Source organism: Caulobacter sp. GW821-FHT09A05 (assembly GCF_059418465.1).
Map to the genome: position 1 here is coordinate 25,979 of NZ_JBWKPX010000024.1, position 16,980 is coordinate 42,958.

The 16,980-nt window shown below is 68.9% G+C and carries 18 protein-coding genes; 14 read left to right on the top strand and 4 right to left on the bottom strand.

Annotated elements, in window-relative coordinates; genetic code table 11:
• Positions 1–85 precede the first annotated feature (85 nt).
• Positions 86–1,366 (top strand): NupC/NupG family nucleoside CNT transporter, encoded by a 1,281-nt coding sequence (locus AC07NX_RS19435; protein WP_494644106.1) that lies wholly within the window; start codon positions 86–88, stop codon positions 1,364–1,366.
• Positions 1,367–1,432: 66 nt separating this feature from the next.
• Positions 1,433–2,050, top strand: a complete 618-nt coding sequence (locus tag AC07NX_RS19440; RefSeq protein WP_494644028.1) for a glutathione S-transferase family protein — start codon at positions 1,433–1,435, stop codon at positions 2,048–2,050.
• A 5-nt stretch (positions 2,051–2,055) separates the two neighbouring features.
• Here the strand turns inward: AC07NX_RS19440 and AC07NX_RS19445 are convergent, their stop codons facing one another.
• Positions 2,056–2,505, bottom strand: coding sequence for a PaaI family thioesterase (locus tag AC07NX_RS19445; protein ID WP_494644029.1), 450 nt, complete (start codon positions 2,503–2,505; stop codon positions 2,056–2,058).
• 105 nt (positions 2,506–2,610) lie between these two features.
• On the opposite strand from AC07NX_RS19445, the gene AC07NX_RS19450 reads away from it, so the two are divergent.
• The 4 genes from AC07NX_RS19450 to AC07NX_RS19465 all read left to right on the top strand — a co-directional run bounded on the left by AC07NX_RS19450 (position 2,611) and on the right by AC07NX_RS19465 (position 5,759).
• Positions 2,611–2,907 carry a DUF3253 domain-containing protein gene (locus tag AC07NX_RS19450; protein WP_145686922.1) on the top strand — a complete coding sequence of 99 codons (297 nt, stop codon included), beginning with the start codon at positions 2,611–2,613 and terminating at the stop codon, positions 2,905–2,907.
• A gap of 48 nt (positions 2,908–2,955) precedes the next feature.
• On the top strand, positions 2,956–3,543 hold the full coding sequence (locus tag AC07NX_RS19455; protein ID WP_494644031.1) for a uracil-DNA glycosylase family protein: 588 nt from the start codon (positions 2,956–2,958) through the stop codon (positions 3,541–3,543).
• Complete coding sequence (locus AC07NX_RS19460) at positions 3,540–4,571, top strand: alpha/beta fold hydrolase (protein WP_494644032.1); 1,032 nt, start codon at positions 3,540–3,542, stop codon at positions 4,569–4,571. The genes AC07NX_RS19455 and AC07NX_RS19460 overlap by 4 nt, the downstream gene beginning before the upstream one ends.
• A 126-nt stretch (positions 4,572–4,697) precedes the next feature.
• A complete protein-coding gene (locus AC07NX_RS19465; RefSeq protein WP_494644034.1) occupies positions 4,698–5,759 on the top strand; it encodes a Leu/Phe/Val dehydrogenase in 1,062 nt (353 codons plus the stop codon).
• On the opposite strand, the gene AC07NX_RS19470 is transcribed toward AC07NX_RS19465, so the two are convergent.
• The gene (locus tag AC07NX_RS19470; RefSeq protein ID WP_494644035.1) at positions 5,756–7,180 is read right to left on the bottom strand and encodes a DHA2 family efflux MFS transporter permease subunit; all 1,425 of its coding nucleotides are present in this window, start codon (positions 7,178–7,180) and stop codon (positions 5,756–5,758) included. The genes AC07NX_RS19465 and AC07NX_RS19470 overlap by 4 nt on opposite strands.
• A gap of 139 nt (positions 7,181–7,319) precedes the next feature.
• Here AC07NX_RS19470 and AC07NX_RS19475 point away from each other — a divergent pair, with 139 nt between their 5' ends.
• From AC07NX_RS19475 to AC07NX_RS19505, 7 genes are all read left to right on the top strand, one after another.
• The gene (locus AC07NX_RS19475; RefSeq protein ID WP_494644037.1) at positions 7,320–7,523 is read left to right on the top strand and encodes a UvrB/UvrC motif-containing protein; all 204 of its coding nucleotides are present in this window, start codon (positions 7,320–7,322) and stop codon (positions 7,521–7,523) included.
• 434 nt (positions 7,524–7,957) lie between these two features.
• Positions 7,958–8,641, top strand: coding sequence for a TetR/AcrR family transcriptional regulator (locus AC07NX_RS19480; RefSeq protein WP_494644038.1), 684 nt, complete (start codon positions 7,958–7,960; stop codon positions 8,639–8,641).
• Positions 8,642–9,093: 452 nt separating this feature from the next.
• Positions 9,094–11,184, top strand: a complete 2,091-nt coding sequence (locus AC07NX_RS19485; RefSeq protein WP_494644040.1) for a TonB-dependent siderophore receptor — start codon at positions 9,094–9,096, stop codon at positions 11,182–11,184.
• Positions 11,185–11,192: 8 nt separating this feature from the next.
• On the top strand, positions 11,193–12,542 hold the full coding sequence (locus AC07NX_RS19490) for a PepSY-associated TM helix domain-containing protein (RefSeq protein ID WP_494644042.1): 1,350 nt from the start codon (positions 11,193–11,195) through the stop codon (positions 12,540–12,542).
• Positions 12,543–12,663: 121 nt separating this feature from the next.
• Positions 12,664–12,792 carry a hypothetical protein gene (locus tag AC07NX_RS19495; protein WP_494644043.1) on the top strand — a complete coding sequence of 43 codons (129 nt, stop codon included), beginning with the start codon at positions 12,664–12,666 and terminating at the stop codon, positions 12,790–12,792.
• A gap of 37 nt (positions 12,793–12,829) precedes the next feature.
• Entirely contained in the window at positions 12,830–13,705 is an 876-nt protein-coding gene (locus AC07NX_RS19500) for a transglutaminase family protein (RefSeq protein WP_494644044.1), read from the top strand.
• 45 nt (positions 13,706–13,750) lie between these two features.
• Positions 13,751–13,897: a hypothetical protein gene (locus AC07NX_RS19505; RefSeq protein WP_494644045.1), complete on the top strand. Its 147-nt coding sequence runs from the start codon at positions 13,751–13,753 to the stop codon at positions 13,895–13,897.
• Between the two features lie 218 nt (positions 13,898–14,115).
• On the opposite strand, the gene AC07NX_RS19510 is transcribed toward AC07NX_RS19505, so the two are convergent.
• Positions 14,116–15,294: a vWA domain-containing protein gene (locus tag AC07NX_RS19510; protein ID WP_035070759.1), complete on the bottom strand. Its 1,179-nt coding sequence runs from the start codon at positions 15,292–15,294 to the stop codon at positions 14,116–14,118.
• A 197-nt stretch (positions 15,295–15,491) separates the two neighbouring features.
• Entirely contained in the window at positions 15,492–16,010 is a 519-nt protein-coding gene (locus AC07NX_RS19515) for a GNAT family N-acetyltransferase (protein WP_494644046.1), read from the bottom strand.
• Positions 16,011–16,026: 16 nt separating this feature from the next.
• On the opposite strand from AC07NX_RS19515, the gene AC07NX_RS19520 reads away from it, so the two are divergent.
• Positions 16,027–16,947, top strand: coding sequence for a histone deacetylase family protein (locus AC07NX_RS19520; RefSeq protein WP_494644047.1), 921 nt, complete (start codon positions 16,027–16,029; stop codon positions 16,945–16,947).
• Positions 16,948–16,980 lie beyond the last annotated feature (33 nt).

The following is a 16,980-nucleotide window of genomic DNA, read 5'->3' on the forward strand; positions in this document are numbered from 1 at the left end:
CGCCGCGCCCCCCATTCATAGTCATTTGGTCCCTTGGCTGCGTCGCGGGGGCGCGTCGCTCACATCTTAGGGTCCTTCCGTCTTGATCTTCCTTCCCGAGAACGTCCAAGCCCTGGCGGGCGTGGCGCTGATCCTCGGCCTTTGCTGGCTGGTGTCCGAGAACCGCAAGCGCTTCCCGCTGGTGCTGGCCATCTGCGCGATCGCCATCCAACTGGTTCTGGTGTTCGTGCTGTTCAAGCTGCCGGCGATGCGCAGCGCGCTGCAGGGCGTCAACGGCGCGGTGGAGGGACTGGCTTCGTCGACCCAGGCGGGCACCAACTTCGTGTTCGGCTACCTGTCGGGCACCACGCCGCCCTATACCGAGACCAACCCCGGGGCCGGCTTCCTGTTCGCCTTCCGGGTCATGCCGGTGATCCTGGTGGTCTGCGCCCTGTCGGCCCTGCTGTGGCACTGGGGCATCCTGAAGTGGCTGGCCAAGGGCCTGGGCTTCCTGTTCCAGAAGACCCTGGGCCTGCGCGGTCCGCCCGCCCTGGCCACCGCCGCCACCATCTTCATGGGCCAGATCGAGGGGCCGATCTTCATCCGCGCCTATCTGGAGCGCCTGACCCGCTCGGAGCTGTTCATGCTGATCGCGGTCGGCATGGCCTGCGTGTCCGGCTCGACCATGGTGGCCTACGCCACCATCCTGCGCGACGTGCTGCCCAACGCCGCCGCCCACGTGCTGGCGGCCTCGCTGATCTCGGCCCCGGCCGGCGTGCTGCTGGCCCGGATCATGGTGCCCGGCGACCCCAGCGAAAAGTCCGACGACCTGGACCTGGCCGAGGAAGACAAGACCTATGGCAGCTCGATCGACGCGGTCATGAAGGGCACCACCGACGGCCTGCAGATCGCCCTGAACGTCGGCGCCACCCTGATCGTGTTCATCGCCCTGGCCACCATGGTCGACAAGATCCTGTTCGCCCTGCCGATGGTGGGCGGCGAGCACCTGAGCATCGCCCGCATCCTGGGCATCGTCTTCGCGCCCTTGGCCTGGGCCATGGGCGTGCCGTGGAAGGAGGCCGGGGCGGCCGGCGGCCTGCTGGGCGTCAAGCTGATCCTGACCGAGTTCACCGCCTTCATCCAGATGGCCAAGACCGGTCCGGAACTGCTGGACCCGCGCACCCGGATCATCATGACCTATGCGCTGTGCGGCTTCGCCAACATCGGCTCGGTGGGCATGAACGTCGCCGGCTTCTCGGTGCTGGTGCCCGCGCGCCGGCAGGAGGTGCTGGGCCTGGTCTGGAAGGCGATGATGGCCGGCTTCCTGGCCACCTGCCTGACGGGCTCGCTGATCGGCCTGATGCCGCGGGCCTGGTTCGGTCTGTAGCGGAAGGGCTTTCCTTCCTTCGCGGAACTCAAGCATCCTCCCGGTCGCAAGCCGGGAGGATTTCCTTTGAAGCTCTACGACAGCCGCCGCGCGCCCAATCCCCGCCGCGTGCGCTGGTTCATGGCCGAGAAGGGGATCGAGGACATCGCGGTCGTCGACGTCGACATCTTCGGCGGCCAGCACCGCACGCCCGAATACCTGGCCAAGGCGGGCCTGCCCAACGTGCCCGCCCTGGAGATGGACGACGGCCGGACGATCACCGAGTCGGTCGCCATCTGCCGCTACCTCGAAAGTCTCTATCCCCAGCCCAACCTGTTCGGCGCGGATCCTGGCGAGTCCGCGGTGATCGAGATGTGGATGCGCCGGACGGAGATGATGGTGGCCACGCCGCTGATGATGGCCGTGCGCCACGCCCATCCGGCCCTGGCCGCCATCGAGACCCAGATTCCCGAGGTGGCCGCCCATGGACGGGCCACGGCCGAGAAGGGATTGAAGATGCTGGATCGCCGCCTGGCCGAGAGCGACTTCATCGCCTGCGCGCGGTTGACCATGGCCGACATCCTGGCGGCGACGGCGATCGACTTCGCCCGCATGGTGCGGTTTCGGCCCGACGCGGAGCTGGTCCATGTGAAGCGCTGGCTGCAAGGCATGATGGCGCGGCCGGCGGCGAAGGCGGGGGTGTAGGGCCCCTACCGCGCCCTGATCTTCTTGATCACGCCCGAGAAGTTCAGCATCGGCGCGCCGCCCGTCGACACCAGCCCGCGCACGAACAGCAGCGAGCCGCCGGCCTTGGTGACCTCGCCGGTCGACTCCACCAGGTCGCCGGCCTTGGCCGGGCCCAGGAACTCGCCGTTCAGGCTGACGGTCACGGCCCGCACGTCCTTCAGGTGGGCCCACGAGATCGAAAACAGCGAATAGTCGGCGAAGGTCATCATGCAGCCGCCGTGCATGAAGCCGCCGCCGTTCATGTGGCGGGCCTCGGCGCGGAAGGCGCTGCGGATCGCGCCGTTCTCTTCGCGGAAATAGAAGGGCCCGGTCTGGTCCTCGAAGGCGTCCATGCCGGCCCAGGTGCGCCAGCCGGCCCATTCGCCCTGCGTCACCAGCTTGGGGCCGTCCCAGATCTCGTTGCCGCCGTCCATGGTCCGTCCCCTTCATTGTCTTTGAGGATGCAGCTAAGGCCGCGCGGCGCCGGAGGCAAGCGGCCGGTCTCGCGCTGCTGACGGATTCGTGCCATCCCTCCGCCCATGACCACCCCGATCCAAGACACCATCCTTTCCCAGCTGGCCGCCGTGGCCGCCGGCAAGTCCATCGATCCGATGTCGGTCGCCAAGGCCATCGAGCCCGAGCGCTGGCAGCGCCTGCTGGGCCATGTGCGGACCAACGCCATCGAGCTGGCCCGCGAGGGCAAGATCGTCATCCTGCGCCACAACAAGCCGGTGAACCCGGAGAAATTCCGCGGCGTCTACCGCCTGCGCCTGCGCCAGGAAGGCGACCCGACCAGCTTCGAGGACGTTGCGGACGAAGCGGGCGGCGAGGGATAGGCCCCGTCAAGCTTGCCTTCCCCCGGCGGCGCTCTAACTGAAACGCCCATGCCGCTGGACGCCCTTCTCGCCGACATCGCCGCCTGCCGGGCCTGCGCGCCGTACCTGCCGCATGCGCCAAGGCCCGTGGTGCGGGTCAGCGGGGCGACCCGCCTGCTGATCTGCGGCCAGGCGCCGGGGCGGCTGGTGCACGAGACCGGCCTGCCGTTCAACGACCCGTCGGGCGAGCGCCTGCGCGACTGGATGGACGTCGATCGCCAGACCTTCTACGGCCGCCCGGAGATCGGCGTCGCGGCCATGGCCTTCTGCTTTCCGGGAACCAACCCCAAGGGCGGGGACTATCCGCCGCCGGCCCGCTGCGCCGCGTTGTGGCGGCCACAGCTGCTGGCGGCCCTGCCCAAGGTCGAGCTGACCCTGCTGGTCGGGAGCCACGCCCAGGCCTGGGCGTTGGGTTCGCGGATGAAGGCGAACATGACCGACACCGTCGCGGCCTGGCGGGACTATGTCGACCAGGGCGTCCTGCCCCTGCCGCATCCGTCGTGGCGCAACACCGCCTGGCTCAGGCGCAACCCCTGGTTCGAGGCCGAAGTGGCGCCCTATCTTCGCCGCCGAGTGGCGGGCATTCTGGCGTCATGAACCGTCGGATCCTCCTCCTCGGGGCGGCCTGCGCGGCCAGTCTGGCCGCTTGCGCCCCCGTCATCCAGCAACCGGGCCCGGGCGAGCTGGGCTATCGCGGCCCCCGGCTGGACGAGGACGGCCTGTTCAGCTTCGACGGCAAGAGGCTGGGCCTGATGAAGTGGCTGCCGGCGCAAGGACAGCCCGTCACCCACGTGATCGTCGCCCTGCACGGCATGAACGACTATTCGAACGCCTTCCATCTGGCCGGACCGTTCTGGGCCGGGCAGGGGATCGCCACCTACGCCATCGACGTCCGCGGCTTCGGCCGTTCGCCGGACCGGGGCGTCTGGGCGCCGCCGGAGCTGGTGATCGAGGACATCCGCACCGCCGTCGCCCTGGTCCGCGAGGCCCATCCCGAGGCCAAGGTCGCTCTGGCCGGGGTCAGCATGGGCGGCGCCCTGGCCATCGCCGCCATGGCCTCCGAGCGCCCGCCGGCCGCCGAGCGCCTGTTGCTGTTCGCCCCGGCCGTCTGGGGCTGGTCCAACCAGCCGCTGCCCTACAAGACCAGCCTGTGGATCACCGCCCACACGACGCGGAGCTGGGTGGTCAAGCCGCCCGAGTGGCTGGTCAAGAACGTCCAGCCCACCGACAACATCGACGAGCTTCGGCGGATGGGCCGCGACCCGCTGATGATCTGGGGCGCGCGGTCCGACACCCTGTACGGCCTGGTCGGGCTGATGGAGAAGGCCTGGGCGTCGCTGGGCAAGGTCCAGGTCCCGGTCGCCTATTTCTACGGGGCCAACGACCACATCATTCCCAAGGAGCCGACCATGGAGGCGGTCCGGCGGCTCAAGCCCGACGACCGCTCGGCCTATTACGCCAACGGCTGGCACCTGCTGCTGGTCGACCGGCAGGCCCAGGTGGTGTGGACCGACGCGGCCTCGTTCCTGAAGGACCCGCTGGCCGACCTGCCGTCCGGCGCCCCGCCGATCCCCGGCGCCCCGACCGCGCCGAACGTGGTCAAGACGCAGGTTTCCAAGCCGTAGAACCCCCGCTCATCCCGGCGGATGTTGGGGGATGTGGCGATAGGCCGTGTGACCAAGGCCTTGTGAGGCGCGGCCCACCAGCGTACACCCCGGCGCAATCTTTCTGGCCAAGGTGAGACCGGCAGCATGACCTTGTTCGATTCCCCGGATTTCGAGGGACATGAGGGCGTTCACGCGTTCTTTGACGAAAAAACCGGCCTGAAGTCGATCATCGCCGTTCACTCCACCGCCCGCGGCCCCGCCGCCGGCGGCTGCCGGATGTGGGACTATTCCAGCGCCGACGCCGCCGTGACCGACGCCCTGCGATTGTCGAAGGGCATGTCGTACAAGAACGCCATGGCCGACCTGGACTTCGGCGGCGGCAAGGCCGTGATCATCGGCGACGCCCGCAGCCAGAAGACCCCGGAACTGTTCGAGGCTTTCGGCCGCGCCGTCGACAGCCTGGCCGGCCGCTACTGGACGGCCGAGGACGTCGGCGTCTCGCCGGCCGATCTGGTCGCCACCCGCCGCACCACCAGGTACGTGGCCGGCCTGGAAGGCCACGCGGCCGCCTCGGGCGACCCGTCGCCGGTCACCGCCGAGGGCGTGTTCCGCGGCGTGCGCCTGTGCGTGCAACGGGCCCTGAACCGCGACCTGAACGGCGTCACCGTCGCCATCCAGGGCGTCGGTCATGTCGGCGCCTACCTGGCTGAGAAGCTGCACGCCGCCGGGGCCAGGCTGATCATCGCCGACGTCAACCAGCATGCCCTGGACGAGGTGGCCGCCAAGACCGGCGCCCGGATCGTCTCGACCGACGCCATCTTCGACGTCGAGGCCGACGTCTTCGCGCCCTGCGCCCTGGGCGGCGCGATCTCGGCCACCACCCTGCCGCGCCTGAAGGTCAAGGTCATCGCCGGCGGGGCCAACAACCAGCTGGCCGACAAGGTCATCGGCCAGGCGGTGTTCGAGCGCGGCATCCTCTACGCCCCCGACTACGTGATCAACGGCGGCGGCATCATCAACGTGGCGGGCGAGATTCGCGCCCTGGAGGCCGGCGCGGCCTTCGACCCCGACTGGGTGGCCGCCAAGCTGGACCGCCTGGCCCAGACCCTGGGCGAGGTGCTGGACCGCTCGCTGGTCGAAAGGCGCGCCGCCAACCTGGTCGCCGACGAGATCGCCCGCACGCGCATCGCGGCGGCGCGGGGTTAGGCCCGCACCCGCCCCGAAATTTCCGATCCCGCGTCCCGGTCCAGCCGCAAGTAGACCGGCAGGGCCAGCAGCGTCACCAGGCCGATCGCCACGAAGGGCCAGGTGAAGCGGTCCGGCGTCAGGTGGGCGTGGTGACCGCGCGCGATGTGCAGCATCAGGCCGCCGAAGCTGACCCCCAGGGCTAGGCCCACCTGCTGGGCGACGGCCGATAGGGTCGAGGCCGCCGCGACCTTGGCCTGCGGCACGTCGGCATAGGCGATGGTGTTGGCGGCGATGAACTGGTTGGAGCGGGCGAAGCCGGCCAGGAACAGGGCCGCGGCCATCACCGCCATCGGCGTCGCCAGGGTGAAGAAGCCCGGGACAGCCGTCAGGACCGCCGTGGCGACCACGAACACCGCCAGCGAGGTGCGGAAGCCGAAGCGCTTGAGGCCGGCCGCGGCGAAGGGGCGGGCGATCAGGGTGCCGACCCCGGTCCCCAGGGTGACCGCGCTGGCCTTCAATGGGCTCCAGCCCAGGGCGACCTGCAGCAGCAGGGGCAGCAGGAACGGGCTGGCCCCGATGCCCAGCCGCACGAACGTCCCGCCCAGCAGGCTGGCGCGATAGGTGCGATACCGGAGCAGGTCGAGGTCGAGGATCGGCCTGGGCGTGACCTTGGCCTTGCGCAGGTAGAGCCAGCCGGCGGCCAGAGCTAGGGCCAGCACCGTGACCTGGACCAGGGGCGGCAGCAGCGACAGCCCCGCCGTCTCGGCCACCACCACCAGCCCGCTGATGGCCACGGCCGACAGCAGGAAGCCCACGGTGTCGAACCGGCCCATTTCCTTGTCGGGCTGGCTCTTGGGCACGAACCGCATCACCGCCGTCATGCCCAGCAGGCCGACCGGCAGGTTCAGGTAGAAGATCCACGGCCAATCGGCGACGCTGAGCACCAGGCCGGCGAGGGGAGGGCCGATCAGCGGGCCGACCAGGGCGGGCATGGTGAACCAGCCCATGGCGCGGATCAGCTTGTCCTTGGGCGTCGAGCCGACCACGATCAGCCGGGCGACCGGCGTCATCATCGCCCCGCCGAGCCCTTGCAGGATCCGCGCGGCGACCAGGGCCTCCAGGCTCCGCGACAGCCCGCACAGGGCCGAGCCGGCCAGGAACACGACCATGGCCGTCATGAACACCCGCCGCGCGCCGAACCTTTCCGCCGCCCAGCCGCTGGCGGGGGTGAACACCGCCAGGGCCAGGATGTAGGAGGTCAGGGCCAGCTTGAGGTGGATCGGGTCGACGCGGAAGGCCTGGGCCAGGGTGGGCAGGGCGGTCGACAGGGCGGTGGAGTCGATGAACTCCATCAGAAGGGCGCTGGCCACGGCCAGGGAGATCAGCCGGGTTCCGGGAACCGGCGGGTCTGGCGAACGGGCGGGCTGATCGATCGACACGCGGGCGGCTTACGCCCGACGGCGGCTCAGCTCAAGTCGCCGATCCCGGATCGATGGGCCCGATCGATGGGCCCGGTCGACGGGCCCGGTCGAACGGCCGTCTCGCGCGTTATCTTCACGCAGCCGCCCGGAGCCCGCGATGACTCAGGAAACCCACCTGTCCGAACTGGAGGAGGAGATGGCCCAGGCCGTCGCCTCCGAGGATTTCGAAACCGCCTCGGCCCTGCGCGGCCAGATCGACCAGATCCGTCGCGACCAGCGGATCATGGAGCAGCCCGGCGCCGGCTCGCCCCAGGCCGCCTATTTCAAGCATCGCGAGGCGCAGAAGGCGGGGCCGTCCTAGAGTCCGTCCTCAATTGCGTGTCGGTGATACCCAAGCGAAATCAGCACTCTAATTCGTTGTCATCCCGGAAAGCGCGCAGCGCTTGTCCGGGACCCAGGGGCCGGCGCAATGCGATCCCCCTGGGTCCCGGCTCTACGGTCCGCCAAGCGGACCTTCGGCCGGGATGACAACTGAAAATCAACGATCCAATTGAGTCCGGACCCTAGGGGGCGAAGGCCACGAAGATCCCAGGCGTCTCAAGGCGCACGCGGGTCCCCGCTTGATGTTGAAACGGCGCGCGCTCCAGACGCCGGAGGGGGAGGGGCGCCGAAATCGCGTGCGTTTGCCGTCCTCCTGGACCCGCCTCCAGAATTCCTCCGTCCGCGTTCCATCTTGACGCTTGCGCCAAATTCGAACGGCCGTAAGACTTCCCTACAGGTAAAGGGGATACCGTAGTGAGTCCGAAGAGCGACGGCGCGACCGTCATCACCGCGCCAGAGACCGAGGTCGAAGGCGTCGACAACGAAGCCGTCACCAAGAACCTGGTGTTCGTCGCCGCCGAGCGCCTGTTCGCGCTGCACGGCTTCCAGAACGTGTCGGTGCGCGACATCACCGCCGCGGCGGGCGTCAACCTGGCCTCGGTGAACTACCACTTCGGCTCCAAGGACGCGTTGCTGTACGAGATCTTCCGCCGGCGCACGGTCGAGCTGAACCGCGAGCGGGCCAAGAAGCTGCACGAGGCGATCGACCGCCATGCGGGCAACCCGCCGGTGCGCGAGATCCTGGCCGCCCTGCTGACGCCGCCGCTGAAGTGGCTGGCGCCGGACCACGAGCGCCGCATCTCGCTGCAGTTCCTGATCCGGGCCCGCAGCGAAGGCACCGACGAGATCCGCAAGGTGCTGCAGACCGACGTCACCCACCTGCGCCGCTTCTCCGACGCCCTGCTCAAGGCGCGCCCGGACCTGCCGTCCGAGGAGATCTACTGGCGGCTGCACTTCACCCTGGGCATGCTGCACAACAACCGCTTCGCCGAGTTCGACCGCCTGAACGTGCTGTCGGAAGGCACGACCAGCGAAGCCGACGTCGAGGCCCTGCTGAGCCGCATGCTGGCCTTCGCCGAGGCGGGGTTCTCGGCCTAGGGGCGCGTTGGGCGAAAGTGTGAGCGGTTTCGCCCGCTAAACCTTTGACTTTAGGTTTTGTGGACCGTTAGGCGTCGAGGCGGCGCCCTCGTCCTTCGACAGGCTCAGGATGAGGGCTACTGGCAAGGCGGTTGAATAGAATTCCTCATCCTGAGCTTGTCGAAGGACGAGGAATTCGGCCCAAGAGCGTCAACTGGCCACAGATCCTGGAGCTCCCAAGCGCGCGCTCCCCAAAGCGTTGTCATCCCGGAAGCCTCGCAGAGGCTGTCCGGGACCCAGGGGACTGGGCTGGCGCGGTGCGGTTCACCTGGATCCCGGACAAGCGCCGCGCGCTTTCCGGGATGACAACCCCTACCCAACAAACACCCCAAGGTCGCCTCCCGGTTTGACAGGGCAGGGTTCGACCTTCTATTGCACCTGCGACTCATTATTGTTCGCAAGCGAGCCTGTTCATGATTTCCTCCCCGCGCGCCCTGCTGATGGCCGGCGTCGCTTTCCTGGCCCTGTCCTGCGGCGCGGTCGCCCATGCCGACGAGACGCCGGCCGACGCCGGCGCGGTCGAGAACCAGGTGGACGGGGTGGTGGTCACCGGCGCGCGCACCCGCACCTCGGCGGTGACCGGCCTGGACATGAGCCTGCGCGAGACGCCGCAGTCGGTGACGATCCTCGACCAGGCCCGGATCCGCAATTTCGGCCTGACCAGCGTCAACGACCTGCTGGCCCAGGTGACCGGCGTCAATGTCGAGAAGGTCGAGACCGACCGCACCTATTACAACTCGCGCGGTTTCGACATCACCAACTTCCAGGTCGACGGCATCGGCCTGCCGCTGATCTGGGGCATCCAGTTCGGCGACCTGGACACCGTGCTGTTCGACCGGGTCGAGGTAGTGCGCGGCGCCAACAGCATGATGACCGGCACCGGCAACCCCTCGGCCACGGTCAACTATGTCCGCAAGCGGCCGACCGACGCCTTCAAGGCCAGCGCCGCGCTGCAGTACGGCTCGTGGGAGGACTACCGCCTGGAAGCCGACCTCTCGGGCCCACTGAACGCCGCGGGCACGGTGCGCGGCCGGCTGATCTACGCCAACGAGGACAAGGGCTCGTACCTCGACCACTACCACGTCAACCGCAACGTCTATTCGGGCCTGCTGGCCTGGGACGTCACGCCCAAGCTGACGGCCACCGTCGGCTATGCGCTGCAGGACAACCGCTCGCGCGGCGTGCTGTGGGGCGCCCTGCCGCTGCTCTATGCGGACGGCACGAAGGTCGACTATCCGCGCTCGGCCTCGACCTCGGCCGACTGGACCTACTGGAACGTCAAGGACCAGACGGCCTTTACCGAGCTCGACTACCGGTTCGACAACGGCTGGCAGCTCAAGGCCACCGGCACCTACAAGCGCTTCAACGAAAACGCCAAGCTGCTCTACGCCTACGACAACCCCGATCCGGCCACCGGTCTGGGCGTCAAGGGCATGAGCGGCGTCTATCCGTCGAAGTACGAGAACTTCATCCTCGACGCCTACGCCTCGGGCCCGTTCCAGCTGTTCGGGCGGACGCACCAGCTGGTGGTCGGCGGGCAGACCTCCAAGTCGACCGGCAAGGAGTGGGAGAACTTCGCCCTCGACAGCGAGATCCCCTATCCGGCCATCGGCCTGTGGGGATCGCAACAGCCCGCCGAGCCGACCTATCCGGGCGCGGACCTGAAGAGCGACCAGACCGACCGCCTGTCGCGCTTCTACGCGGCCGCCCATTTCAGCGTGACCGACCCGCTCAAGATCGTGGCCGGCTTCAACGCCCTGAAGCTGAAGTCCAAGGGCTATTCCTACGGCGCCGACACGCCGCGCGACGAGAAGAAGGTCAGCCCCTATGTCGGGGCGGTCTACGACCTCAACCCGAACGTCTCGCTCTACGCCAGCTACACCGATATCTTCAATCCGCAGTCCGAGCGCGACGCCGACAACCGCAACCTGCCAGCCGCGCATGGCAAGGCCTATGAGGCGGGCGTCAAGAGCGAGTGGTTCGACCACCGCCTCTACCTGACCGGGGCGGTGTTCCAGTCGCGGCAGGACGACCTGGCCATAGCGGTGGGCGTGGACGGGACCCGCACGGTCTATGCCGGCCTCGACACCAAGGTGACCGGCTACGAGCTGGAGGCCACCGGCGCGCTGACCGACCGGTGGACGGTCAGCGCCGGCTGGACCCAGCTGAAGATCGAGGGCGAGGACGGCCAGAACCGCGAATACCTGCCGCGCAAGACCTTCAAGGCCACCACGGTCTACACCTTCCCCGAACTGCGCAACCTGACGATCGGCGGCGCGCTGCGCTGGCAGAGCGCGGTGTCGATGGTCGACATCGCGCCTGTCGAGCAGAAGGCCTACGGCGTCGTCGATCTGATGGCCGGCGTCGACGTGACCGACAAGGTGCGCGCCACGCTCAACGTCAAGAACGCGGCCGACAAGACCTACCTGACCAGCCTGATGTGGACCCAGTCGTACTACGCCGCGCCGCGCAGCGTGTCGCTGCGTCTCGACTACAGCTTCTGAGGACGGACATGGACGCGCGAACCCAGGATCTCGCCCCCGCCGCCGCGCCCGACGCCCGCCCCGCGCCGGCGCGTTCGGGAGTCGTCCGGTTCGCGTCGTTCAGCCTTCGACCCGTCCTGACCTTCCTCCACCGCTGGGTGGGGCTGTTCATCGCCGGGTTCCTGTTCGTGTCGGGCGTCACCGGGGCGGTGATCTCGTGGGACCACGAGCTGGACGACCTGCTCAATCCGCACCTGATGTTCGCCCAGTCGAAGGGCGGCGCCGCCCTGCCGCCGCTCGAGCTGGCCCGCCGGATCGAGGCCCGCGACCCGCGGGTGCAGGTCACCTACCTGCCCCTGGCCCCGGAACCGGGCGGGACCCTGGCCTTCGGCGTCGCGCCCAAGCGGAACCCGGCCACCGGCAAGCTGTTCGAGCCGCACTACAACCAGGTGTTCATCGATCCGGCGACCGGCGCCGAGCAGGGACGGCGGGAGTGGGGCGCGGTCTGGCCGATCACCAGCGAGACCTTGGTCTCGTTCCTCTACGTGCTGCACTACAGCCTGCACATCCCGGCGATGTGGGGGATCGACCGCTGGGGAATCTGGCTGCTGGGCGGGGTGGCGATCCTGTGGACGCTGGACTGCTTCGTCGGCTTCTACCTGACCTTGCCGCCGCGCCAGAAGGTCTTGCCCGGCAGGAGCGACGCCAAACCGGCCAGGGGCTTCTGGGCGCGCTGGAAGCCGGCCTGGGTGATCAAGACCTCGGCCAGCGCCTACCGGATCAATTTCGACATCCACCGCGCCTTCGGCCTGTGGCTGTGGGGCGTGCTGTTCGCCGTGGCCTTCACCGCCTTCTCGCTGAACCTCTACAGCGAGGTGTTCTATCCGGTGATGTCCAAGGTCTCGAAGGTCACGCCCGGCCCTTTCGACGTGCGCAAGCCGGCCGACCTCCATTCGCCGATCGTGGCGACCCGCACCTATGCCCAGGTGCTGGACAGCGCCCGGGCCGAGGCGGCCCGGCGCGGCTGGCCGGCGCCGGCCGGCGGCGCGTTCTACTCACCTGAGTACGGCGTCTACGGCGTGGCCTTCCACGAGCCCGGCGGCGACCACGGCGCGGCCGGCGTCGGCCCGCCCTACCTGTACTATGACGGCAAGACCGGCGCCCTGGTGGGCGCCCGCCAGCCGTGGAAGGGCACGGCCGCCGACATCTTCGTCCAGGCCCAGTTCCCGCTGCACTCGGGCCGCATCCTGGGCGTTCCGGGACGGATCCTGATCTCGCTGACCGGGGTGGTCGTGGCGGCGCTGAGCGTCACCGGCGTGGTGATCTGGCTGAAGAAGCGCAAGGCGCGGGTGGGGCGCCGGGCGAGAGCGGCGGCCTAATCTGAAGCGCACCCGCGTTGTCATCCCGGACGAGCGCGTAGCGCGAAGATCCGGGACCGGGGTGAACGCGGCGCTTCCGGCGGTCCCGGATCGGCGCTTGGCTTCGCCAAGCTTGTCCGGGATGACACCACAGGAGGTCGGCGCCCTTCCGCCTCCACGCCGACTTCAGGTCCGCGACCAGCGCGGCATGGGCGCGGTCCTGGGCGTCGCCTCGGGCGAGTTCCAACCGGAGCCGATCACCCGCCTGTGAGGGAACGAAGCGGGCCCGATGGGGTTATGCTGAACCCATGGCGCGGCTCGGCATCCTTCACGAAACGCGGTACAGCTACGCCCGGCCGGTCGGCTTCGGGGCGCATCGGCTGCTGATCCGCCCGCGCGACAGCCACGCTATCCGCATCAGCGAAGCCTCCCTTCAGACCTCCTTGCCGGGCGAGACCCGCTGGACCTACGACGCCGTCGGCAACTGCGTTTGCTGGTTCACGCCGCGCGGCGAGGCCGACAGCCTGACCATCACCAGCCGGCTGGTCATCGACCGCTTTCCCGCGCCGCTGACCAGCCTGCGCATCGACGACCCGCACACCGTCTCGCCGATCGTCTACGCCCGCGAGGATCGGACGGTGCTCAATCCGTTCATCACCCCGGCCACCGAGGACGAGGACCGGGTGCTGCTGCGCTGGCTGCGCGGCCAGATGGAGCGGCCGGACGAACCGGCGGTCGACTTCCTGCTGCGGATGAACCGCACCATCCACGACCAGTTCGACTACGTCCCGCGCGAGGAGGCGGGCGTCCAGGCGCCGGCGGAGACGATCGCCGCGGGCAGCGGCACCTGCCGCGACTTCGCCTGGCTGATGGTCGAGGCCCTGCGGCGGCTGGGCTATGCGGCGGTGTTCGCCACCGGCTATGTCCATAGCCCGGGCGCGGCGGTGCGCGGGGCGGGCGCGACCCACGCCTGGTGCGAGGTGTTCCTGCCCGACCTGGGCTGGACCGAATTCGACCCGACCAACGGCCTGGCGGAGTCGCCCGACCTGATCCGGGTGGCCGCCACCCGCACGCCCGGCGAGGCCCGGCCGGTGTCGGGCACGATCATCGGCGATCCCGGCGAGGCGCATCTGAGCGTCAAGGTCGAGGTCAGCCTGCTGGACGCCCTGGAAGTGGCGGCGTGATGAGGGCATGATAAGACCAACGGAAGAGAGCGGGAGGATGAGGCGATGATGAAACCGTTCCAGCAACAGGCGCCCTTGGGCGGCGGCCACATGCCGCACCCCGAGCCCAAGCCGCAGCACGGCCAGAAGCCGGACGCCGAATGCCTGAAGACGCCGGAGAAACGCTCGTTCGAGCCGCGGCCGGCCCACTGACGGCCGACGCGCTATTGACGAACGAAGGCCTCCTCCTTCGTCAAGCTCAGGGTAGGACGGCCCGGAGCCTGACCAGGATGGTCCGCCCGGAACGCGAGGTCGCGGCCCTGCCGGATCGGCGGGCGCCCACGCCCGGCGAGATCGCCCGTCGGGCGTCCGAAGCGCAGCTCGACGACTTTTGAACGACTGGTCGGATCCCCTCGAGCCGGGGAGGGTGACTAGCCCCGCACCAGCTCCCGCATCGCCTTGTCCAGCCCGTCCAGGGTCAGGGGGAACATCCGGTCGTTCATCAGCTGCTTCATCACCCCGATCGACTGGGTGTAGTCCCAGTGCCGCTCGGGGGTGGGGTTCAGCCAGACGGCGCTCTGGTAGATGTCGGTGACCCGGCTCATCCAGATGGCCCCGGCCTCTTCGTTCCAGTGCTCGACGCTGCCGCCCGGATAGGTGATTTCGTAGGGGCTCATCGTGGCGTCGCCGACGAAGATCACCTTGTAGTCGTGGGGGAACTTGTGGAGCACGTCCCAGGTCGGGATCTTCTCGACCTGGCGGCGGCGATTGTCCTTCCACACCGCCTCGTACAGGCAGTTGTGGAAGTAGAAGAACTCCAGGTGCTTGAACTCGGTCCTGGCGGCGCTGAACAGCTCCTCGCAGAGCTTGATGTGGCCGTCCATCGAGCCGCCGATGTCGAAGAACAGCAGCACCTTGATGGTGTTGCGCCGCTCGGGGCGCATCTGGATGTCCAGATAGCCCTTCTCGGCGGTGCCGCGGATCGTGCCGTTCAGGTCCAGCTCGTCCAGGGCCCCCTGGCGGGCGAACTTGCGCAGGCGGCGCAGGGCCACCTTGATGTTGCGGGTGCCCAGCTCGACGGAGTCGTCGAGGTTCTTGTATTCGCGCTTGTCCCAGACCTTCACGGCCCGGCCATGGCGGCTCTTGTCCTGACCGATGCGGACGCCTTCGGGATTGTAGCCGTTGTTGCCGAACGGACTGGTCCCCCCCGAGCCGATCCACTTGGAGCCGCCCTCGTGGCGCTCCTTCTGTTCCTTCAGGCGCTCCTGCAGGGTCTCCATCAGCTTCTCGAAGCCGCCCATGGCCTCGATCTGCGCCTTCTCCTCCTCGGTCAGGAACTTCTCGGTCAGGGCCTTGAGCCATTCGGCCGGGATGTCGGCGGTAAGGCCCTCCTCGACGGTCTCCAGCCCCTTGAACACCTTGCCGAACACCCGGTCGAACTTGTCGAGGTTCTTTTCGTCCTTCACCAGGCTGGCGCGCGACAGGAAGTAGAAGTCTTCGATCCGCCGGTCGATGACATCCTTGTCCAGGGCCTCCATCAGCAGCAGGTATTCGCGCAGGGACACCGGGACCTTGGCGGCGCGAAGTTCGGAGAAGAAGTGGAGGAACATGCGGGCGGGCTTTCGAACGGTTGTTCGAAGGATGGAGGTTTCCGGGAGCGGGCGCAAGCAGACGCCCCCTCCGTCGCGCTGCGTATTCGCATCGCGCCACCTCCCCCGCTACGCGGGTGAGGAGGAAGCAGGTGCACCTCCCCCGTGCAACGGGGGAGGTGGCGGGCGAAGCCCGATGGAGAGGGCGTCCCGCCGTTTCAGCCTTTTCTCAGGATGAACTCCAGGTCCCGCGTCTCGCCGACCGGGAAGTGATACTCGCCGACCTTCTCGAACCCCAGGCGACCGTAGAGCTTCTGGGCCCCGAAGTTCTCGGACCACACGCCGATCCACAGCGGGCGCGGGCCGTCCTTTTCCAGCCAGTCCAGCGCCGTGTTCAACAGCAGCGAGCCGCGCCCGCCGCCCTGGAAGGCCTTGAGCACGTAGATCCGGTAAAGTTCGCCGTCGCCCGGCTTCACGTCCGCATGCGGCAGGCCGCAGGGACCGGCGGTGGCGTAGCCGATGGCCTCGTCGTCCAGCTCCAGCAACCAGGTCGCCTTGTCCGGATCGGCCAGATCCCGCCGGGTGCGCTCCAGGCCGTAGGCGTAGGCCAGGAAGGTCTCCAGGTCCTCGACGGGATAGAGGTGGGCGAAGGTCTCGGTGAAGGTGCGGGCGCCGAGGCTGGACACCGTGTCGGCGTCGTCGATCGTGGCTCTGCGGATGGTCGCGGCGGTGCTCAACGGCTAGGATCCTCGCATGGATGTCGCGCTCTATACCCACCTGGATATGCTCGACCATCGGCCCGGCGACAACCATGTCGAGCGGCCGGAACGCCTGCGGGCGGTGGTCGACGCGCTGGACGACGACGCGACGCTGGACTTGCAGAGGTTCGACGCGCCGCTGGTCGACCTGGCCGACCTGGCCCTGGTGCACCCGCAAGGCTTCATCGACGGCGTGCTGGCCGCCGCGCCGGGCAGCGGCCGCCGGGCGCTGGATTCTGACACCGTGCTGTCGCCCGGCAGCCTGATCGCCGCGCGCCGCGCCGCTGGAGCGGTGGTCGCCGCGACCCGCGCGGTGGCGAACGGGCAGGGGACGCGGGCCTTCTGCGCGGTGCGGCCGCCGGGCCACCACGCCGAGCCGGACACGGCCATGGGCTTTTGCGTGTTCTCCAACATCGCCGTGGCGGCGCGAGTCGCCCAGGCCTCGGGGCTGAAGCGGGTCGCGATCGTCGATTTCGACGTTCACCATGGCAACGGCACCCAGGCGGCGTTCGAGCACGATCCGACGGTGTTCTTCGCCTCGATCCATCAGTCGCCGCTCTATCCCGGCACCGGCGATCCGTCCGAGACCGGGGTCGGCAACGTCGCCAACGCCACGGTCGCGCCGCATGCGCCCCGCCAGGCCTGGCGCCGGGGTTTCGAGGGGCTGATGGACCAGGTCGACGGATTCGCGCCGGAACTGATCCTGGTCTCGGCCGGCTTCGACGCCCATGTCCGCGATCCGCTGGCCGCCCAGAGCCTGGAAGCCGAGGATTTCGCCTGGGCGACGCGGGCGATCGCCTCGGTCGCCAACCGCCGTTGCGGGGGGCGTATTGTTTCCTCGCTCGAGGGCGGCTACGACCTAGAGGCGCTCGGCCGCTCGGCGGCGGCGCATGTCAAGGCGTTGCAGGAGGGGTGAGAGGTTCGATCGGGTCGCCGGGGGGCGACAAGC

Bases quoted from the DNA above. Each gene is read 5' to 3' on its own strand.
- AC07NX_RS19475 (WP_494644037.1), top strand. From the start codon at position 7,320: ATGACTCAGGAAACCCACCTGTCCGAACTGGAGGAGGAGATGGCCCAG.
- AC07NX_RS19495 (WP_494644043.1), top strand. From the start codon at position 12,664: ATGACACCACAGGAGGTCGGCGCCCTTCCGCCTCCACGCCGACTTCAG.
- AC07NX_RS19520 (WP_494644047.1), top strand. From the start codon at position 16,027: ATGGATGTCGCGCTCTATACCCACCTGGATATGCTCGACCATCGGCCC.
- AC07NX_RS19455 (WP_494644031.1), top strand. From the start codon at position 2,956: ATGCCGCTGGACGCCCTTCTCGCCGACATCGCCGCCTGCCGGGCCTGC.
- AC07NX_RS19505 (WP_494644045.1), top strand. From the start codon at position 13,751: ATGATGAAACCGTTCCAGCAACAGGCGCCCTTGGGCGGCGGCCACATG.
- AC07NX_RS19500 (WP_494644044.1), top strand. From the start codon at position 12,830: ATGGCGCGGCTCGGCATCCTTCACGAAACGCGGTACAGCTACGCCCGG.
- AC07NX_RS19510 (WP_035070759.1), bottom strand. From the start codon at position 15,294: ATGTTCCTCCACTTCTTCTCCGAACTTCGCGCCGCCAAGGTCCCGGTG.
- AC07NX_RS19465 (WP_494644034.1), top strand. From the start codon at position 4,698: ATGACCTTGTTCGATTCCCCGGATTTCGAGGGACATGAGGGCGTTCAC.
- AC07NX_RS19490 (WP_494644042.1), top strand. From the start codon at position 11,193: ATGGACGCGCGAACCCAGGATCTCGCCCCCGCCGCCGCGCCCGACGCC.
- AC07NX_RS19485 (WP_494644040.1), top strand. From the start codon at position 9,094: ATGATTTCCTCCCCGCGCGCCCTGCTGATGGCCGGCGTCGCTTTCCTG.
- AC07NX_RS19460 (WP_494644032.1), top strand. From the start codon at position 3,540: ATGAACCGTCGGATCCTCCTCCTCGGGGCGGCCTGCGCGGCCAGTCTG.
- AC07NX_RS19450 (WP_145686922.1), top strand. From the start codon at position 2,611: ATGACCACCCCGATCCAAGACACCATCCTTTCCCAGCTGGCCGCCGTG.
- AC07NX_RS19445 (WP_494644029.1), bottom strand. From the start codon at position 2,505: ATGGACGGCGGCAACGAGATCTGGGACGGCCCCAAGCTGGTGACGCAG.